This window comes from Chloroflexaceae bacterium, assembly GCA_025057155.1.
GTDB lineage: Bacteria > Chloroflexota > Chloroflexia > Chloroflexales > Chloroflexaceae > JACAEO01.
This window is the reverse complement of the sequence record JANWYD010000009.1, coordinates 156,597-171,421: the sequence shown is the minus strand read 5'-3', so window position 1 is coordinate 171,421 and position 14,825 is coordinate 156,597. Positions and strand designations below refer to the sequence as shown.

The 14,825-nt window shown below is 65.7% G+C and carries 11 protein-coding genes; 7 read left to right on the top strand and 4 right to left on the bottom strand.

Features of this window, described 5'->3' with window-relative positions; translation table 11 throughout:
* Positions 1 to 33: 33 nt before the first annotated feature.
* On the bottom strand, positions 34 to 909 hold the full coding sequence (locus NZU74_10145; protein ID MCS6881683.1) for a DUF547 domain-containing protein: 876 nt from the start codon (positions 907 to 909) through the stop codon (positions 34 to 36).
* Positions 906 to 2,450 (bottom strand): NAD(P)/FAD-dependent oxidoreductase, encoded by a 1,545-nt coding sequence (locus NZU74_10140; GenBank protein MCS6881682.1) that lies wholly within the window; start codon positions 2,448 to 2,450, stop codon positions 906 to 908. The genes NZU74_10145 and NZU74_10140 overlap by 4 nt, the downstream gene beginning before the upstream one ends.
* A 386-nt stretch (positions 2,451 to 2,836) precedes the next feature.
* On the opposite strand from NZU74_10140, the gene NZU74_10135 reads away from it, so the two are divergent.
* Positions 2,837 to 3,370 (top strand): hypothetical protein, encoded by a 534-nt coding sequence (locus tag NZU74_10135; protein MCS6881681.1) that lies wholly within the window; start codon positions 2,837 to 2,839, stop codon positions 3,368 to 3,370.
* A gap of 228 nt (positions 3,371 to 3,598) precedes the next feature.
* Here NZU74_10135 and NZU74_10130 read toward each other — a convergent pair whose 3' ends face one another.
* Both NZU74_10130 and NZU74_10125 read right to left on the bottom strand, forming a co-directional pair.
* Positions 3,599 to 4,387, bottom strand: coding sequence for a fumarylacetoacetate hydrolase family protein (locus NZU74_10130; GenBank protein MCS6881680.1), 789 nt, complete (start codon positions 4,385 to 4,387; stop codon positions 3,599 to 3,601).
* A 236-nt stretch (positions 4,388 to 4,623) separates the two neighbouring features.
* Positions 4,624 to 6,555 (bottom strand): ABC transporter ATP-binding protein/permease, encoded by a 1,932-nt coding sequence (locus NZU74_10125; protein MCS6881679.1) that lies wholly within the window; start codon positions 6,553 to 6,555, stop codon positions 4,624 to 4,626.
* A 240-nt stretch (positions 6,556 to 6,795) separates the two neighbouring features.
* Here NZU74_10125 and cax point away from each other — a divergent pair, with 240 nt between their 5' ends.
* The 6 genes from cax (at position 6,796) to NZU74_10095 (ending at position 14,713) form a co-directional block, all read left to right on the top strand.
* Entirely contained in the window at positions 6,796 to 7,923 is a 1,128-nt protein-coding gene (gene cax / locus NZU74_10120; GenBank protein MCS6881678.1) for a calcium/proton exchanger, read from the top strand.
* A gap of 182 nt (positions 7,924 to 8,105) precedes the next feature.
* Positions 8,106 to 8,693, top strand: coding sequence for a DUF4126 domain-containing protein (locus NZU74_10115; GenBank protein MCS6881677.1), 588 nt, complete (start codon positions 8,106 to 8,108; stop codon positions 8,691 to 8,693).
* A 168-nt stretch (positions 8,694 to 8,861) separates the two neighbouring features.
* Complete coding sequence (locus NZU74_10110) at positions 8,862 to 12,035, top strand: O-antigen ligase family protein (protein MCS6881676.1); 3,174 nt, start codon at positions 8,862 to 8,864, stop codon at positions 12,033 to 12,035.
* Positions 12,036 to 12,229: 194 nt separating this feature from the next.
* On the top strand, positions 12,230 to 12,439 hold the full coding sequence (locus tag NZU74_10105) for a zinc-ribbon domain-containing protein (protein ID MCS6881675.1): 210 nt from the start codon (positions 12,230 to 12,232) through the stop codon (positions 12,437 to 12,439).
* Positions 12,440 to 12,455: 16 nt separating this feature from the next.
* Positions 12,456 to 13,391: a hydroxymethylglutaryl-CoA lyase gene (locus NZU74_10100; GenBank protein ID MCS6881674.1), complete on the top strand. Its 936-nt coding sequence runs from the start codon at positions 12,456 to 12,458 to the stop codon at positions 13,389 to 13,391.
* Between the two features lie 512 nt (positions 13,392 to 13,903).
* Positions 13,904 to 14,713 (top strand): SDR family NAD(P)-dependent oxidoreductase, encoded by an 810-nt coding sequence (locus NZU74_10095; protein MCS6881673.1) that lies wholly within the window; start codon positions 13,904 to 13,906, stop codon positions 14,711 to 14,713.
* The last annotated feature ends 112 nt before the right edge of the window (positions 14,714 to 14,825 follow it).

Sequence of the window (14,825 nt, the reverse complement as noted above, 5' to 3'; positions counted from 1 at the left end):
CCGGGCCCGGACGGCTCCGGGTCTGCCGGGCGCCTAGCGAGCGTTGAGCGACCAGTCGTAGGGCTTAAAGGCCAGAGCCACCTCCGTCTGAGCGTCAATCCAGCGCCGGCGCTCGTCATCGGGGGGGAGGTGGGCGCGAATGAAGCGCAGAACGCCTTCCAGCCCGCCAAAGTCGGCCTGGTACCACTTGAAGATTGACGAGACGAGGAGCGTGCCCGTCCGAGGGTCAAGTTCGGTATCGGCGCCGACGAACGAGCGGGCAGCCAGGTCAAGCTGGGCCTCGATCCGCCTGCCGTCGTAGACGGCGATGGGCGGGCAGGAGCGACTGGCGCAGTTGAGGGCGAAGTGGATGCGCGGTTCGAGGGGGGTAATGGCCCAGGTCAGGCGCGGGTCGTCATCGGCGAACTGGGGTCCGGGAAGGAAGGGGTTGCCAGCATTGGCCCGCAGAATCCCGTGCTCGACGTCGTCGGCGCAGAGACGGTAGCCGCCAACGATGTAGGCGATACGGCGGAAAAAGCCCAGACCTCCGAGTCCTGCGCGCACACTGCGGCGCACTTCGTAAGCCACCACGCCGTCGAGGATCATACCGTTGTAGAGGTTGATCCAGAAGGCCAGCCGCGTGCCGCGGTCGGGCAGCACCGACGGGTCGAACGTGACCAGGAGGGGCGTTACCTGCTCGACATAATCGGCATAGGCCGGGCTGTCGCGCAGGGCGACGTAGTCCACGGCGAGGCCATCGTCGCTGGCGGCGGCGATCTTGAGGGCGCGCACAGCAGTGGCCAGCCGGTCAGCCAGTTCGGGGCCGACGGAGGGATGGCCGGTGGGAGGCGGCGCGTTGAGAGCTTCGCCAGGGCGAATGCCGGCGACCAGGCTCAGCGCCGCCTCGCGAAGGGCAAGCAGTTCGTTCATGTGTACCTCGGTGGCGCGATAAGGCGCGCGCAGTTCATGCCGCTCATCGTGACGCTTACGACCCCGATGCCCGGATGGGTGTCGGCGCCGACCAGGAGCAGGCCCTCTACATCGGTCTTGTGCTGAAAGCGCCGGAAGGCGAATTGATCCACCGTCATGTGCGCGCCCCAGCCGCCGCCCCACTTCGCCAGGTAGTCGGCATAGGTCAGCGGTGTGCCGACTTCGAGGTGATCAAGCGCAGCGGTGAAGCCCGGAAAGACCTCTTCGGCCATACGCAGCGCGCGGCGGCAGGCGGCATCTTTGCGCGCCGCATAGCCCTCGTCGCGCCGCCAGCTCTCGAAGGCCCCGAACTCGGGGTCGAAGTACACGACCTGCACGGCATGCTTGCCCGGCGGAGCCAGACTCGGGTCTTTGAAGGACGAGTTGCAGAAGCAGATCATGCGCATGTCGCGCACACTCGAGTAGTAGCGGTCGAGGTACAGCGTATGCGGGTCGGTGCCGGGGGGAAACACGCGAGCATCTACTCCGGCGAAGAGGGTAACGAACGAGCCGGTGTACTTGAGGCGATCAACACGAGCCAGGGTCTCGGGGCGCAGCCAGCGCCGCTCCACCAGCGGCTCAACCGGCGTGCCGGCGCGTCCAAAGGTGTTGATCACCCCGGCATTGCTGATAACCCAGCGAGCGGCGATGCGGGCGCCGTTGTCGAGTTCGACGCCGCAGGCGCGACCGTCCTCGACAATTACGCGGCGCACGCGACTGCGGTAGGCGATGCGCCCGCCGTGCTTTTCCAGGCCGCGAATGAGCACATTGGCCAGTTCGCCGCTGCCGCCCCTGGTGAACGCGCCGCCGCCCTTGTGGCGCTCAATCAGCACCAGGGCGCCCAGCACGGCGGGCGCGACGTCAATGTCGGCGTAGCAGAAGGCGACAAACTCGGCGTTAATGATCGCCCGCAGTTCAGGCGAGGCGATGTAGTGGTCAAAGAGTTCGCCGAGCGTGACGCGGCTCCAGCGGTTCAGGTCAAGCAGCCGATCAAGGGGCACGCGCCAGATCAGACGGACCAGGGACCAGGGATCGTCGAGAGGCAGATTAGGAACGCCCACAAACAGCCCGTGCAGGGCCTCCAGGTGGTGATAGAAGGCGCGGATGCCTGCAGCCTCTTCGGGGAACGCGGCGCTCAGTTGCGTAGTGTACTCCTCGATTGAACCGGCGACTCGCAGGGCGCCACGGGGATGCTTGAGGGTGTAATAACTGTCATAGTGGATCAGGTCGGGCCATTCGTCAAGCTCGGCGAATACCTCAGCATGGAAGCGCATGTTCCCGCGGGTCGGATCCATGCCGAAAAACAACTTGGGGCCGACGTCGAAGCGGTATTTTCCGCTGGGAAAAGTCTGCGCCGAGCCGCCGGGGAGGTAGTGCTGTTCAAGCACCAGCACATCTTTGCCGCGGGCGGCAAGTAAAGCCGCCGCGGTCAGGCCGCCAATGCCGGCGCCGATCACGATCACCTCGTAGGCGGCTTTCAGCGGGCTGCGATCGCGTTTCATCACTACAGGCCGGTTTTCTCTTGATAGGATTTACGATGGCGTATTGCCTGTTGGCGTTCAGAGAGAGGGCGTCTGATCAGGCTATAAAGTAAGTTTCCTGGCGTTTTCGCCCCCCTCCCAACCCCCCCCGCTGGGGGGAGGAGCCGGACGCGCTCGCGTCTGAACCTGCCCAGCATTTCCGCGCAGGCGCCGAGAGGTGGGGCCGCCTGTCATTACATGTTCGCCCCTCCATAGGTAACCGTACCACAGTCTGGTTGTACAGGCAATGGTTCGACGTAACTCATATGTAACCTTCGCTGATACCCTCGGAGTTGTAACCACCAGGGAAATGCGCGAACCGGTGTAGGTCTACATCGGAGGGCCGGAGAATACTGAGGAGGATTGGTATGGACTGGTCGAAGCAGGCGAACGATATGATCAAGACCTGGACCGGCACGCAGCAGAAGGTCTGGGAGAGCTGGATGAGCTCGATGCAGGCGATGACGACACCGCAAAGCCCTGAGGCCTGGCAGAAAACAGTGGAAACGTGGCGTGGCACAGTGCGCTACGCGATTGAGCAGCAGGTGGAGCTGACCCGTCTCTGGGCTGAGAGTGTTGCTGCGGCCTCGGTGAATATGCCGGCGATGCCAGCGATGCCATCCGTTCCAGGCGTGCCGACGACTCCGGTGGAGTGGAGCCGACAGATGTTGGAGATGACGCGGGTGTGGGCCGAAACCCAGATGCGCTTCTCGGAGAACTGGTTCGATCTGCTCAAGAAGGCTGAGCCAAGCATGTTCGCCCAGATGTGGGACATGAACCAGGCGCAGAAGATTATGGCGACCTGGCAAGAGGCCGCGCAGAAAGCCGTCGAGGCGCAGACGCAGTTCAGCCAGATGGTGATGAAGACCGCGGTCAATAGCGTGGACATTTCCAAGAAGTAGAGGCGCGGCTCCGTCGCGTCTCCCGTCCCTGCCTGCCCCCTCTCCACGTTCGAGAGGGGGCCTCGTTGTTGTGTGGAGGTGTGGAGGTGTGGAGGTGTCCGTGATACTTGATTCAGATCGAATACCTACATCTCCACATCTCTACATCTCCACACTTCTACATAACAGAGTTGCCGAGCCATGAAGAACAGCGAGTCAGGCGGGTTTGAAACATCGCGCCTGACTCGCCTATCCGCAAGTCACGCGTATCGGCCCGAGGTGATCGAACACGGCCTCAAAGGTGTCGCCGGGGGCGCAGGGAACAAGCGGAGTCAGCGAGCCGGCCAGCACTACCTGGCCGGCCCGGAGGGCGTGGCCGTGGGCGGCTATGCGGTTCGCCATCCAGGCCAGGGCGTTGGCCGGGCTGCCCAGCACGCTGGCGCCCCGGGCGCGCGCCGCTTCCTGGCCATTGCGGAACAGCACCACCTCGAGCGCGGCCAGGTCCACGTCTGTGACTGGCACAACGCGTTCGCTGAGCACATAGCGGGCCTGGAAGACATTGTCGGCGATCAGCTCGGGCATCTTCGCCGCCCAGCCAGTGGTGCGCGAGTCGACAATTTCAAACGCGGCGACCATGCCCTGCACGGCGGCCAGGGCCGCCTCGGGGGTTACGCCAGGGCCGCTCAGGTCGCGGGCGAGGACGAACGCAACTTCGCACTCCACGCGGGGGTGGATCAGCGCCGCCATAGGCAGCGTGACGCCGCTGGAGAGGCGCCGTTCGCTCAGGAGCCGCCCGTAGACCGCGTCGCGCAGCTCGAAGGTCGCCTGTGCGCCGGGGTTGGTCGCGCCGGCCTTCCAGCCGGCCAGGGTTGCGCCATTGGCCAGGTGCAGCCGCAGCAGTTCGTTCTGGATGGCGTAGGCGTCGTCTTCCGTGACGCCGGGGAAGCGTTCGCGCCACGGCGGCACAGGTGCGGCGTCGCGCTCGGCGCGCAGGTACATGCTAGCGAGTTCGACAATGGTGGATTGATCCAGGATCATACCTGTTTTCCTCCTCTCTCATTTCAACGTAAGCCCGGAACAGCCGGATGAGACCGGCCCCAGAACCGGTTAAAGCGGGCGGGGAAACCCGGTCTCCCCGCACCCCTGCCTGATGGAGGGTCGGGCGGCCCCGCCGCCGGTTGGGGCGTAGGGAAACCGCGTTTCCCCGCGCCTATGGCCGCAGGGGAACGCTGTAGCGCGCAACCCGGAGGGTTGCGCACGGAACACCAGTTTTCCTACCGATACCCTTCGGCCTGCATATTGAAGAGTCGCGCGTAGGTCCCGCCGAGGGCCAGCAGTTCATGATGGGCGCCAAGTTCGGTGATGCGGCCCCCTTCGATGACAGCGATGCGGTCGGCCATGCGCACGGTGGAGAAGCGATGGCTGATCAGGAAGGCGATGCGCCCGGCGGTAAGCTCGCGAAACCGCCGGAAGATCTCGTACTCGCGCTCGGCGTCGAGGGCCGAGGTTGGCTCGTCGAGGACCAGCACCTCGCTGTCGCGCATGAAGGCGCGGCCCAGGGCAATCTTTTGCCACTGCCCGCCTGAGAGCTCGGCGCCGTTTTCAAACCAGCGCCCCAGCATGGTGTCGTAGCCCTGCGGCAGGTGGGCGATCACCTCGTCGGCGCCGCCGCGGGCCGAGGCCGAGAGAATACGTTCTTCGTTGGCCAGTTCTTCGATCTGGCCGAAGCCGATGTTCTCGCGAGCAGTGACCTGGTAGCGCACGAAGTCCTGGAAAATCACCCCGATGCATTGCCGCAGGTCGTCCAGATCATACTCGCGCAGATCCACCCCATCGAGCAGGATGCGGCCCTCAGTAGGGTCGTAGAGGCGCGTGAGCAGCTTGATCAGGGTCGTCTTGCCCGCGCCATTGGCCCCCACCAGGGCAATCTTCTCCCCCGGAAGCACGCGCAGATTGACGTCGCGGAGGGCATACTCCTCCCGATCGGGATAGCGGAAACTGACCCCCTGGAACTCGATGCCCTGGCGAATGGGCCGCGGCGCCTTGCGCCCCCTGCCGGTGATCATCTGCGGCGCGAGGGAGAGGAAGCCGAAGAGGTTCTCCAGGAAGAGACCGCTCTCAAAGAGCTGGCCGGCATTGTGGAAAACACCCTGGAAGGCTCCCTGGCTCTGGCGGAACAGCGTCAGGTAAAAGGTCATCGCGCCGATGCTAATGGTACCAGAAACGGTCTGCCAGATGATCCAGGCGTAGGCGCCGTAGTAACTCGCTGAGGCCAGCAGCCCCCAGAGGGTGCTGATCAGCGAGCGGCGCCGCGCCAGGGCGGCATCCTCACGATAGAACTTCCAGAACAGATCCTGGTAGCGCTGGAGCAATGGCTCCCCCAGGCCGAAGAGCTTGATCTCCTTGGCGCTGCTGTCAACCGTGAGCAGATGCTCCAGGTAGGTCATCTTGCGGAACTCGGGGGCGCGCCAGGTGAGCAGGCGGAAGTGCAGGCGGCTGTAGTGGGTCTGGGCCACGAAAGAGGGCAGCGTCGCGCCGAAGAGGATCAGCGCCACCAGGGGGCTGAAGGCGATCAGCCCCACGGCAAAGGAGCCGAGGGTGATCACGTTCTGCGCCAGGTTGAAACTGGCATTGATGATGCTGATTCCGCGCCAGTTTGACTCGCGGCGAGCATTCTGCAGCTTGTCGTAGAACTGCGCGTCCTCGAAGAACTGCAAATCGAGGGCCAGCGATTTACGGATGATGGCCGTGTTGATCGTGTTGCTGAGGCGCGCGTTGAGCATATGCTCGGCCAGGGAACGGGCCTGAGTGAGCGCGGCCCCCAGGGTGAGTAGGGCGAACTCCACCAGCAGGTAGGGGAGCGCGGCGCGCAACGCGCTCATCGGAGCGACGCTGCTTGTCACGGCGACTACGACCGCGTCAATGATCAGCTTCGCCACCCATGCCTGGGAGATCGGCAACAGGCCATTCACGAGGGTAATCAGCGCCAGGATCAGGGTCGCGCTGCGGTGGGCCTGCCAGACCAGAGCGAAGGCCCGCGGGACGTTGCGGAAGGCGGCGCGCACTTCTTTCCAGCGCTCGGACCAGGGTTTGGCGGGCGCAGCGCCGCCGGAGGGCGCGCCCGTCCCGGGCGGTCCTTTGGGCCGCCCACGCCGGGTGATGATCACGCGCTCGATAGGTGCGCCATTCGGATTATGGATTGTCATTTCTCTAGTATACTTCTACTTCGGGGCGAGGAGATCCATCGAACGGTCTGGATTCAGGGTTGTGCAACGTCCCTGGGGATTACCCCAACGGCGATGGCCTTCAGGCGCCCGGCGCGCTGGCGGGTCACGACCCATGCAAACGTTGTGTTGCGCCTACCGCGAGCGACGAATGTTGCCCGGGCCGTGGGATTATATCGGGGCCGGTCGCGTAGCCGGTGGCCGTGCCAGAGGGGGTCCATTGTGAAGTGGCTGCGTTTTTTGATCATCTTTGTGCCAGTGGCCTTCGTACTCGAATTCGTGCCGGGATTGCGGAACGAATTGCTGCTGTTTATAGTATGCTGCCTGGGGCTGATTCCCCTGGCCGGCTTTCTCGGTGAAGCCACGGAAGAACTGGCGGTGCACACCGGCCCGAAGGTGGGCGGCTTGCTCAACGCGACGCTGGGGAATGCCGCAGAGTTGATTATCTCGATCGTGGCGCTCGCACAGGGGAAGATCGAGCTGGTAAAGGCCTCGATCAGCGGTTCCATCCTGGGCAACCTGCTGCTGATCCTGGGTCTGGCCCTGCTGCTTGGCGGCCTGCGCAACGGCCTCCAGCACTTCGACCGGCAGGCGGCCAGCGTGGCGGCCTCGATGATGACCCTGGCGGTGATCGGGCTGATTATTCCGACGCTATTCGAGGTGGTGCGAGAAATCCAGTTCGGCCGGCTCGATCTGCTGACTACCGACGTGAAGGATCCATCGCTGAACGCCTTGAGTCTGGGCGTAGCCGGCGTGCTGATCGTGCTCTATGTGCTCAGCCTGATCTTCACCTTCCGCCGGCCTGAACGGGGTGTGGGCGGACGTGCCACGGCAAAACTCGCTTCCCACGATGAAGAGACCCACAGGGCGAAGTGGAGCGTGCCGGTCGCCCTTGGCGTGCTGGCGATCAGCACGCTGGGCATCGTCTTTCTGAGCGAGTTCCTGGTGGGGACGGTTGAACCCTTTGCCGAGGCTCTGGGGTTGAGCGAGTTATTCATCGGGATCATCATCATTCCTCTGGTGGGCAACGTCGCCGAGCACATCGTGGCGGTGCAGATGGCGTTCAAGAACAAAATGGACCTGGCGATGACGATTGCCATGGGGTCCTCGATGCAGGTGGCGCTGCTGGTTGGGCCGCTGCTGGTCTTTGTCGGCCTCCTCGTCGGTCATACAATGACGCTCTTCTTCACGGTGCTCGAGGTGGCGGCGCTGACGCTGGCGGTGCTACTCGCGACGATCATTGCAGTGGACGGTGAGAGCAACTGGCTTGAAGGGGCGCAGTTGCTGGCGGTGTACGCGATTACCGGCCTGGGGTTCTTTTATATCACCAGGGGGGTGATCGGAGGGTGAGGGTATGGGGAACCCGGGGTTCCCCATACCCCTGCCCAGAGGGCGCTCCGGGTGAAACTTTTTCGCCGGCTCCGTCGTCATGGAGAACGGGGACGTCACGAGGGACGGGCGACCGGGGCGAGCTGCGACGTGCCGGTCGCCCGTTCCGTTTCTGAACTCACGCACACGAAAGGCAACCGCGTATGGAGGGCTTGATCGCGCTGGCGTCCGGCCTTGGGTTGGCGATGGCCTCCGGGCTGAACCCCTATCTTCCCCTGTTGACCATTGGCATCTTCGCGCGCCTGGGGTGGATTCAACTCGCCGCGCCATTCGACCTGTTAACCAACGTTTTTGTTCTCTTAATCATCGCCGCCCTGGCGGCGCTGGACTTCGTGGGCGACAAGGCACCGGTGGTGGACAGCGTGCTGCATGCCGCCGGGCTGATCATCACGCCCATCGCGGGCGCGATCCTGGCCCTGGCTAGCCAGGGCGATGTGGCGGTCGTCAATCCTGTGATCGTAGCCGTGGCTGGCCTGATCGTTGCCGGGAGCACCCATCTGACACGCAGCGCGGTACGCCCGGTAGTGACGACGGCCACCGCGGGGACGGCCAATCCCGTCCTGAGCTTTATCGAAGACGCAACCTCGCTCTTCCTGAGCATCGTAGCGATCGTGCTGCCCATTCTGGCGCTGCTGCTGGTAGTGGCGCTGGTGGTGCTGGCGGTGCAATTTTTCCGCCGCACCGCCAGAGTGTGGAACAGAGATCGCGCCTCGGTGAATGGCCGCAAGTAGGGTTGGCCCTCCCGTCCAGCAGGGGTGTGGGGGAAACCCGGTTTCCCCATGCCCCTGCCCGTGGGGAGGTTCTGCGAAGGCAAGCCCTCCCGGAGATGCCCTTCACACCTGGCGCGCCGCGCGTCCCTGCGTTGACAGCCTCTCCCTCCCCGCATACAATCGGCCCCGATGAACACCGCCGGTCAGCGTCTCCTTCTGCTGTTGCTGCTCGATCTGCTGCTGCTTGCGGCCCTGGCCGCCGTGGTCTGGGCCGATAACGCAGCCAATCGCGGCGTGACCTTCAGACCCGATCCGCGCCCCATCCCCTTCGCGGGGGGGCCGGTGCTGGGCGTAAACCTGTTCAATATCCACCTCGAACCCGATCCCGAAGCGGTACGGCGCTCCTTTGCCCTGGTCCGCGCCCTGGGGGCGCGCTATGCGCGGATGCAGGCGCCATGGGAGGATATCGAGATCCACGGTCGCGGCGACTTCGAGGATCGACGCAACCTGGCGACGGTCGGCGCGGTGTCGGCGTGGGCCAAGTACGACCGTCTGGCCGCCGAAGCCCGCGCCGCGGGCGTCGAGTTGATCTGGCGCCTGGAGCGCCCGCCTCTGTGGGCCCGCGAGCGGGCCGCTGCCTCGCCCTACTTTCAGGCCGGTCTGGAGCGCGACGCAAACTCCACCGGCCCGCCCGATGATTTCGCCGACTACGCCGCCTTTGTGCGCGCCGTGGTCGAGCGGTACGACGGCGATGGCGCGGACGACGCGCCCGGCGGCCCGGTGGTGCGCTACTTCCAACTCTGGAACGAGCCGAACCTGAAGAACGAGTGGAACTGGGAGACGCCCCGCCCCGAGGATTTCGTGGAACTGTTGCGGGCGGGCGCCACTGCTGCGCGCGCGGCCAATCCCGCCGTGGTGATCCTCTTCCCCGGTCTGGCTCCCACCGACGGGCTCGACGATCGCGCTCCGATGACCGAACTGGAGTACCTCGACCGGGTCTACAAAGCCGGCGGCGCGGCCTACTTCGATGTGATGGCCGCCCAGAATTATGGCCTCGGACAGCCTCCTGACGAGCACCGCTACGTCTTTCTGCGCGGACGGGACAACTGGAACTGGCGCCGCCCGGTTGACACGCGCAACGATGTGAGCCGGATCGTGCTGCTGCGCGAAGTGATGGAGCGCAACGGCGACGCCGGCACGGCGATCTGGGTGACCGAGTTTGGCTGGAACGCCGCCCCGGAGCATGTTCCTGCCGAGCGGCGCTACACCTGGGGCGCGCCGGTAAGCGAAGAGACCAAAGCGCGCTACCTGGTCGGCCACATGGAGCGCGCCCGCACCGAATGGCCCTGGATAGGGGTGATGAACGTCTGGATGCTGCGCTACGGCGGCTATGCCGAGCCGGACCCCGACGATCCCACGCCCTACTTCGCCCTGGTGACGCGCGACTGGCAGCCGCTGCCGGCCTTCGAGGCCCTGGCGGCCTACACCCGCGCCCCCGCCCGGGCCGGGGTTGGCGCGCATCCCTGGACCCACCCGGCGGTGGAAGCGTTGCCCGATGGCTGGCGCATCCGTTTCACCGGGGCGCGCCTTACCCTCCTCGGCAATCTGCCGACGCCGCTCGTTGCCACTCTCAACGGCGCGGGGGTGACCCTGACGCCGGGGGCGCTGGACGGGTTGCCGGCGCTGGCGACCCCGGCCCTGCCAGATGGCGAGCATACGCTGGAGGTGCGCGGGCCAGGCGCGCCGGAGCGCTTCATTGTCGAGCGAGCGCGTCCCTGGGGCTGGTTGTACGACCACGGCCCCCTGGCGCTGATCGTAGCCCTGATGGCGAGCATTGGCGCCACGCTGCGCCTGGCCTTCCCGGCGGCCGCTGACGCCCTGAGGCGACTGCGGGAGGCGCAGCGGCGCGCCGAGGGCAGCTCGCGCCTTGCCGACCGGCTCATTCAGCCCGATAGCCTGATTGTCGCCTGCATGCTGGTGGCCGCGCTGATCGCCTACCGCGCCTCGCCGCAACTGCCGCTGACCCTGGCGGGACTGGTCCTCTTCACGGCGCTGGCCCTGGCGCGCCCGGATCTCGCCCTGCTGTTGGTCCCGCTTACCCTGCCGTGCTACTTCATCCCCAAGGGCCTCTTCGACACCCGCTTCGGCATCCGCGAGAGCGGTCTGTACCTGCCCCTGCACGAAATCCTACTCCTCATTGCGGGCGCTGCCGTGGTCGTGCGCCAGGTGGGAACGTGGCCAGGGCGGCGCCCGCGTCTGGCTGGCGCTACCGCCTGGGTGGTGGAACTGGCGCCGATTGGTCTGTTTCTGGCGGCGGCCGGGTGGGGCGTGTACATCGCCGAGGCGCGTAACCTGGCTCTGCGCGAGTTCCGCTGGACGGTGCTGGAACCGTTGCTGTTCGTAGGGCTGGCCTGGCTCGCCGGGGCGCGTCTGGCCCATGGCAGCCCCGAGGTCTACTGGCGGAAGGTGCTGTGGTTCTGGCTGGCAGGTGGGGCCGTGGCGGGGCTGGTGGGGCTGTTGCAGTTCGTCGGGCTGAACCTGGCGCCGCTCTTTGGCGACAAGGCCGGCTTCGGCGAAGATCGCTTCCTGGTGGAGGGCGTGCAACGGGTGGCAGGGCTGTACGGGCATCCCAACAACCTGGGGCTGGCGATGGGACGCCACTGGCCGGTCGCGGCAGCGCTAGCCTATGGGGCCTTCTGGGGGGCGGCAAGCCGTGGCGAAGGGCTGCGCCAGGCGTTGCCGGCAGCGCTGGTGGCCGCACTGTGCGCGGGCGGCCTGCTGGTCTCCTTCTCGCGAGGGGCCTACCTGGGCGCGCTGGTGGCCGCTGCGCTCCTGGCGGCGCTGCTGCCGCCGCGCTCCTTCTGGCGCGACCGGCGCGCGCGCCTCGCGCTGGGGGCCCTTGGCGGCGCGGCGTTGCTGGCCCTGGTCGTCGCCGTGGCGCTGGACATCGAACGCTTCAACCCCGTCGGGGCCAGTGGCGCGGTGCGCCTGAAGACCTGGGCCTCGGCGCTGGCGATGCTGCGCGACCATCCCCTGGGCGTCGGGCTTGACCAGTTCGGGCAGTTCTATCCGGCCTACATCGCCTCCGAGCTGGCCGGCACCAGCGAGATCAACACCTCGCACCCTCACAATCTGTTTCTGGACATCGCCCTGCGTATGGGGCCCCTGGGGCTGGTCGCCTTTGCCTGGCTCATCCTCCGCTTTTACCGTGACGCCGGGGGTGGCCTGCGCGACGGCCAGGCCCTCTGCGCGGGCCTCATCGCCGCGATGAGCGCCGCGCTGGCCCATGGCCTGGTGGACCAGTTCTACTTCTGGCCGGATCTCGCGTTTGGGTTCTGGATTCTGGTGATCTTGAGGCGGTGATCTTGAGGCGCAACCCGGAGGGTTGCGCGCAACCCGGAGGGTTGCGCCCACAGGGGACTCTCTTTTCTCCTGAGCCTGTCTCACCAGAGTGACCGGCGTGTTACAATAGAGCAATGTATTGCAAAAGACAGCCCCGCGCCGGGCGCACGCGGTTGCCCGGTGGTCTCGCTGGCGGGCAACCACGGTAACACCCTATGCCATTCTACCGGGATATGGAGCTAATCTGCCGCAGTTGCGGTGAGAAGTTTATCTTTACCGCTGGCGAGCAGGAGTTTTACGCCGACAAGGGCTTTCTGCACGAACCGACGCGCTGCCCGCGCTGCCGCACGCGTCGCGACGGTCCTGCCAACGGAGGTCAGGGGAGCAGGCCGGCGCGCGGCGCCCGGCGCGACGAAGAGGAATAGCGGCTGCCGGAGGTCAATGATGACAGAAGTAGCGGGTTGGCCGGGATTGCCGGCGCGCGTCCATATTCGCGAGGTCGGGCCGCGCGACGGCTTGCAGAACGAGGAAAAGATCCTCTCCACGGATGAGAAGCTCCAGTTGATTGACGCCCTTGGCGTTACCGGCCTGACCGAGATTGAAGTCGGCGCCTTTGTGCGCCCACAGAATGTACCGCAGATGGCCGACACCGCCGAGGTGTTCGCCGGGCTGCGGCGCCGTTCCGGGGTGACCTACAGCGCAATCGCCCCCAACGTGGTGGGCGCGCGGCGTGCAGTGGCGGCGGGGGCCGATGCGGTGCAGGTCTTCCTCAGCGCGACCGAGAGCCACAATCGCAGTAATGTGAACATGAGCGTCGAGCAGTCCCTGGCCAATGTCGCCGATATGAGCGAGGTGGTGCGCTCGGCGGGAATCCCCTTCGATGCGGTCCTCTCGGTGGCCTTTGGCTGCCCCTTCGAGGGCCACGTGCCGATCGAGCGCGTTCTGGAGTTGTGTGGCCGCCTGCTCGACCTGGGCGCAGAACGGCTGACGCTCGGCGATACGACCGGCATGGCCCACCCGGTGCTGGTGCGGCAGGTGGTGCTGGCCTTCCGCGAGCGGTTTCCGCGACAATCACTGCGTCTGCACCTCCACAGCGCCCGTGGCGCGGGCCTGGCCAATGTCCTGGCCGCCCTTCAGGTCGGGGTGACCGAGTTCGACAGCAGCATCGGCGGGATTGGCGGTTGCCCCTTCGCCCCCGGAGCGCCGGGCAATCTCTGCACCGAGGACCTGACCCATATGCTCCACGAAATGGGCATCGCGACCGGGCTGGATCTGCCTGCACTTATTGATGCCGCTCTGCTGCTGGAGCGCATGCTCGGTCACGTGGTGCCCGGACAGACGATCAAAGCAGGGATCTGTAAGCATTTGACGGGGTAAGACGATTTTGGATTTGGGATTTGGGATTTGGGATTGTTGTATATAGGGTCTCGGTGAGATCCGGCGATAATTAGTCTGTAAAGGAAGTTTCCCGGCCTTTCCGCCCCCCTCCCAGCCTCCCCCCAACGAGGGGAGGCGGCGGGCGCTCTCCCCTGGCGGGGGAGGGTTGGGGAGGGGGTATAACGAAAACTTTGTTTATATAGCCCGCGAAGGCAGGCTCCGCATCGGTAGCCCGCGGCTTCAGCCGCCGGGCTACAGGGCGAATACCGGTTTATATACTTAAATCTTCATCAAACTAATAATGCGCATGCAGTCTATTCAACAGTGATGCATATAAGCTATTCAACAGTGATGCATATAAGCGCCTGTCTGAATAGTTCCCGGAAGAGAGCAGGGAAATCGGTGTCCCTATGCCCCCGCCTGATAGGAGGGTTTGAGGCCGTAGCCATCCCAGACCCTCCTGTTCGACGCCCTGCCAGTACATGGGTAAGGCGTTATGTAACTCCTGGCATATGGATCCACGTCATCGCGTCGTTATCGTTACCGGGGCTTCGGCTGGCATTGGCGCAGCGACCGCGCGCCTGTTCGCCGCGGCTGGCGCGCGGCTGGTGCTGGCAGCGCGTTCCCGTGAGCCGCTGGAACGTCTCGCGGCCAATCTGCCCGGCGCAGTGGCGGTCCCGACCGATGTAAGCGATCCGGCACAGTGCCGGGCGCTGGTCGAGTTCGCCCGCGGTCGGCATGGGCGGGTAGACATCCTGATCAACAACGCTGGTGTGGGTCTCGCCGGACCGGTGGCCGATCTGTCTGCCGACGATCTGGAGCGCGCCCTGGCGGTGAACCTGTTCGGGCCGCTGTGGTTGATGCAGGCGGTAACGCCGCTGATGCGCGCCCAGGGGCGGGGCCAGATCATTAATGTTTCGACGGTGCTCGCCGAGCAGCCTCTGCCCTACCTGGGCGGCTACGCCGCTACCAAGGCGGCTCTGGAGCGATTGAGCGAGACGCTGCGGATGGAGTTGCTTGGCGCCGGCGTCAGGGTGACGGTAGTGCGTCCGGGCAGTACGCGCACCGAGTTTCGCGCGCATCGCCTTGGTGCGGGCAGGGAACAGCGTCGCATGGCGCCGCCCGCTGTGCCGCCCGAGGCGGTTGCGCGGGTGATCCTCCGCGCGGCGCGTCGTGAACCCCGGCGCGCCTATGTCACCTTCGGCGACCGCCTGGCAATCTGGGCGGCGCGAATGTTGCCCGGTCCCGTCGAGGCGCTCCTGAGCCGGGCGATTACCTGGGAGACGTCCGCCGGGCCGGTCCCGTCAAAGCCGGAAGGGTAATCTCCGGTCGAAGAAGGTTGCACGTCTGGAGGGCGCCGGGAGGCGCAGCCTTCTCGCAACTCCCCTTCCGCCTGAGGCAGGCGCGCGCCCGCACGCAGCCCCCTCTGGAAGG

Excerpts from the sequence above, each read along its gene's own strand:
- NZU74_10145 (MCS6881683.1), bottom strand. The coding sequence starts at position 909 with ATGAACGAACTGCTTGCCCTTCGCGAGGCGGCGCTGAGCCTGGTCGCC.
- NZU74_10140 (MCS6881682.1), bottom strand. The coding sequence starts at position 2,450 with ATGAAACGCGATCGCAGCCCGCTGAAAGCCGCCTACGAGGTGATCGTG.
- NZU74_10135 (MCS6881681.1), top strand. The coding sequence starts at position 2,837 with ATGGACTGGTCGAAGCAGGCGAACGATATGATCAAGACCTGGACCGGC.
- NZU74_10130 (MCS6881680.1), bottom strand. The coding sequence starts at position 4,387 with ATGATCCTGGATCAATCCACCATTGTCGAACTCGCTAGCATGTACCTG.
- NZU74_10125 (MCS6881679.1), bottom strand. The coding sequence starts at position 6,555 with ATGACAATCCATAATCCGAATGGCGCACCTATCGAGCGCGTGATCATC.
- NZU74_10115 (MCS6881677.1), top strand. The coding sequence starts at position 8,106 with ATGGAGGGCTTGATCGCGCTGGCGTCCGGCCTTGGGTTGGCGATGGCC.
- NZU74_10110 (MCS6881676.1), top strand. The coding sequence starts at position 8,862 with ATGAACACCGCCGGTCAGCGTCTCCTTCTGCTGTTGCTGCTCGATCTG.
- NZU74_10105 (MCS6881675.1), top strand. The coding sequence starts at position 12,230 with ATGCCATTCTACCGGGATATGGAGCTAATCTGCCGCAGTTGCGGTGAG.
- NZU74_10100 (MCS6881674.1), top strand. The coding sequence starts at position 12,456 with ATGATGACAGAAGTAGCGGGTTGGCCGGGATTGCCGGCGCGCGTCCAT.
- NZU74_10095 (MCS6881673.1), top strand. The coding sequence starts at position 13,904 with ATGGATCCACGTCATCGCGTCGTTATCGTTACCGGGGCTTCGGCTGGC.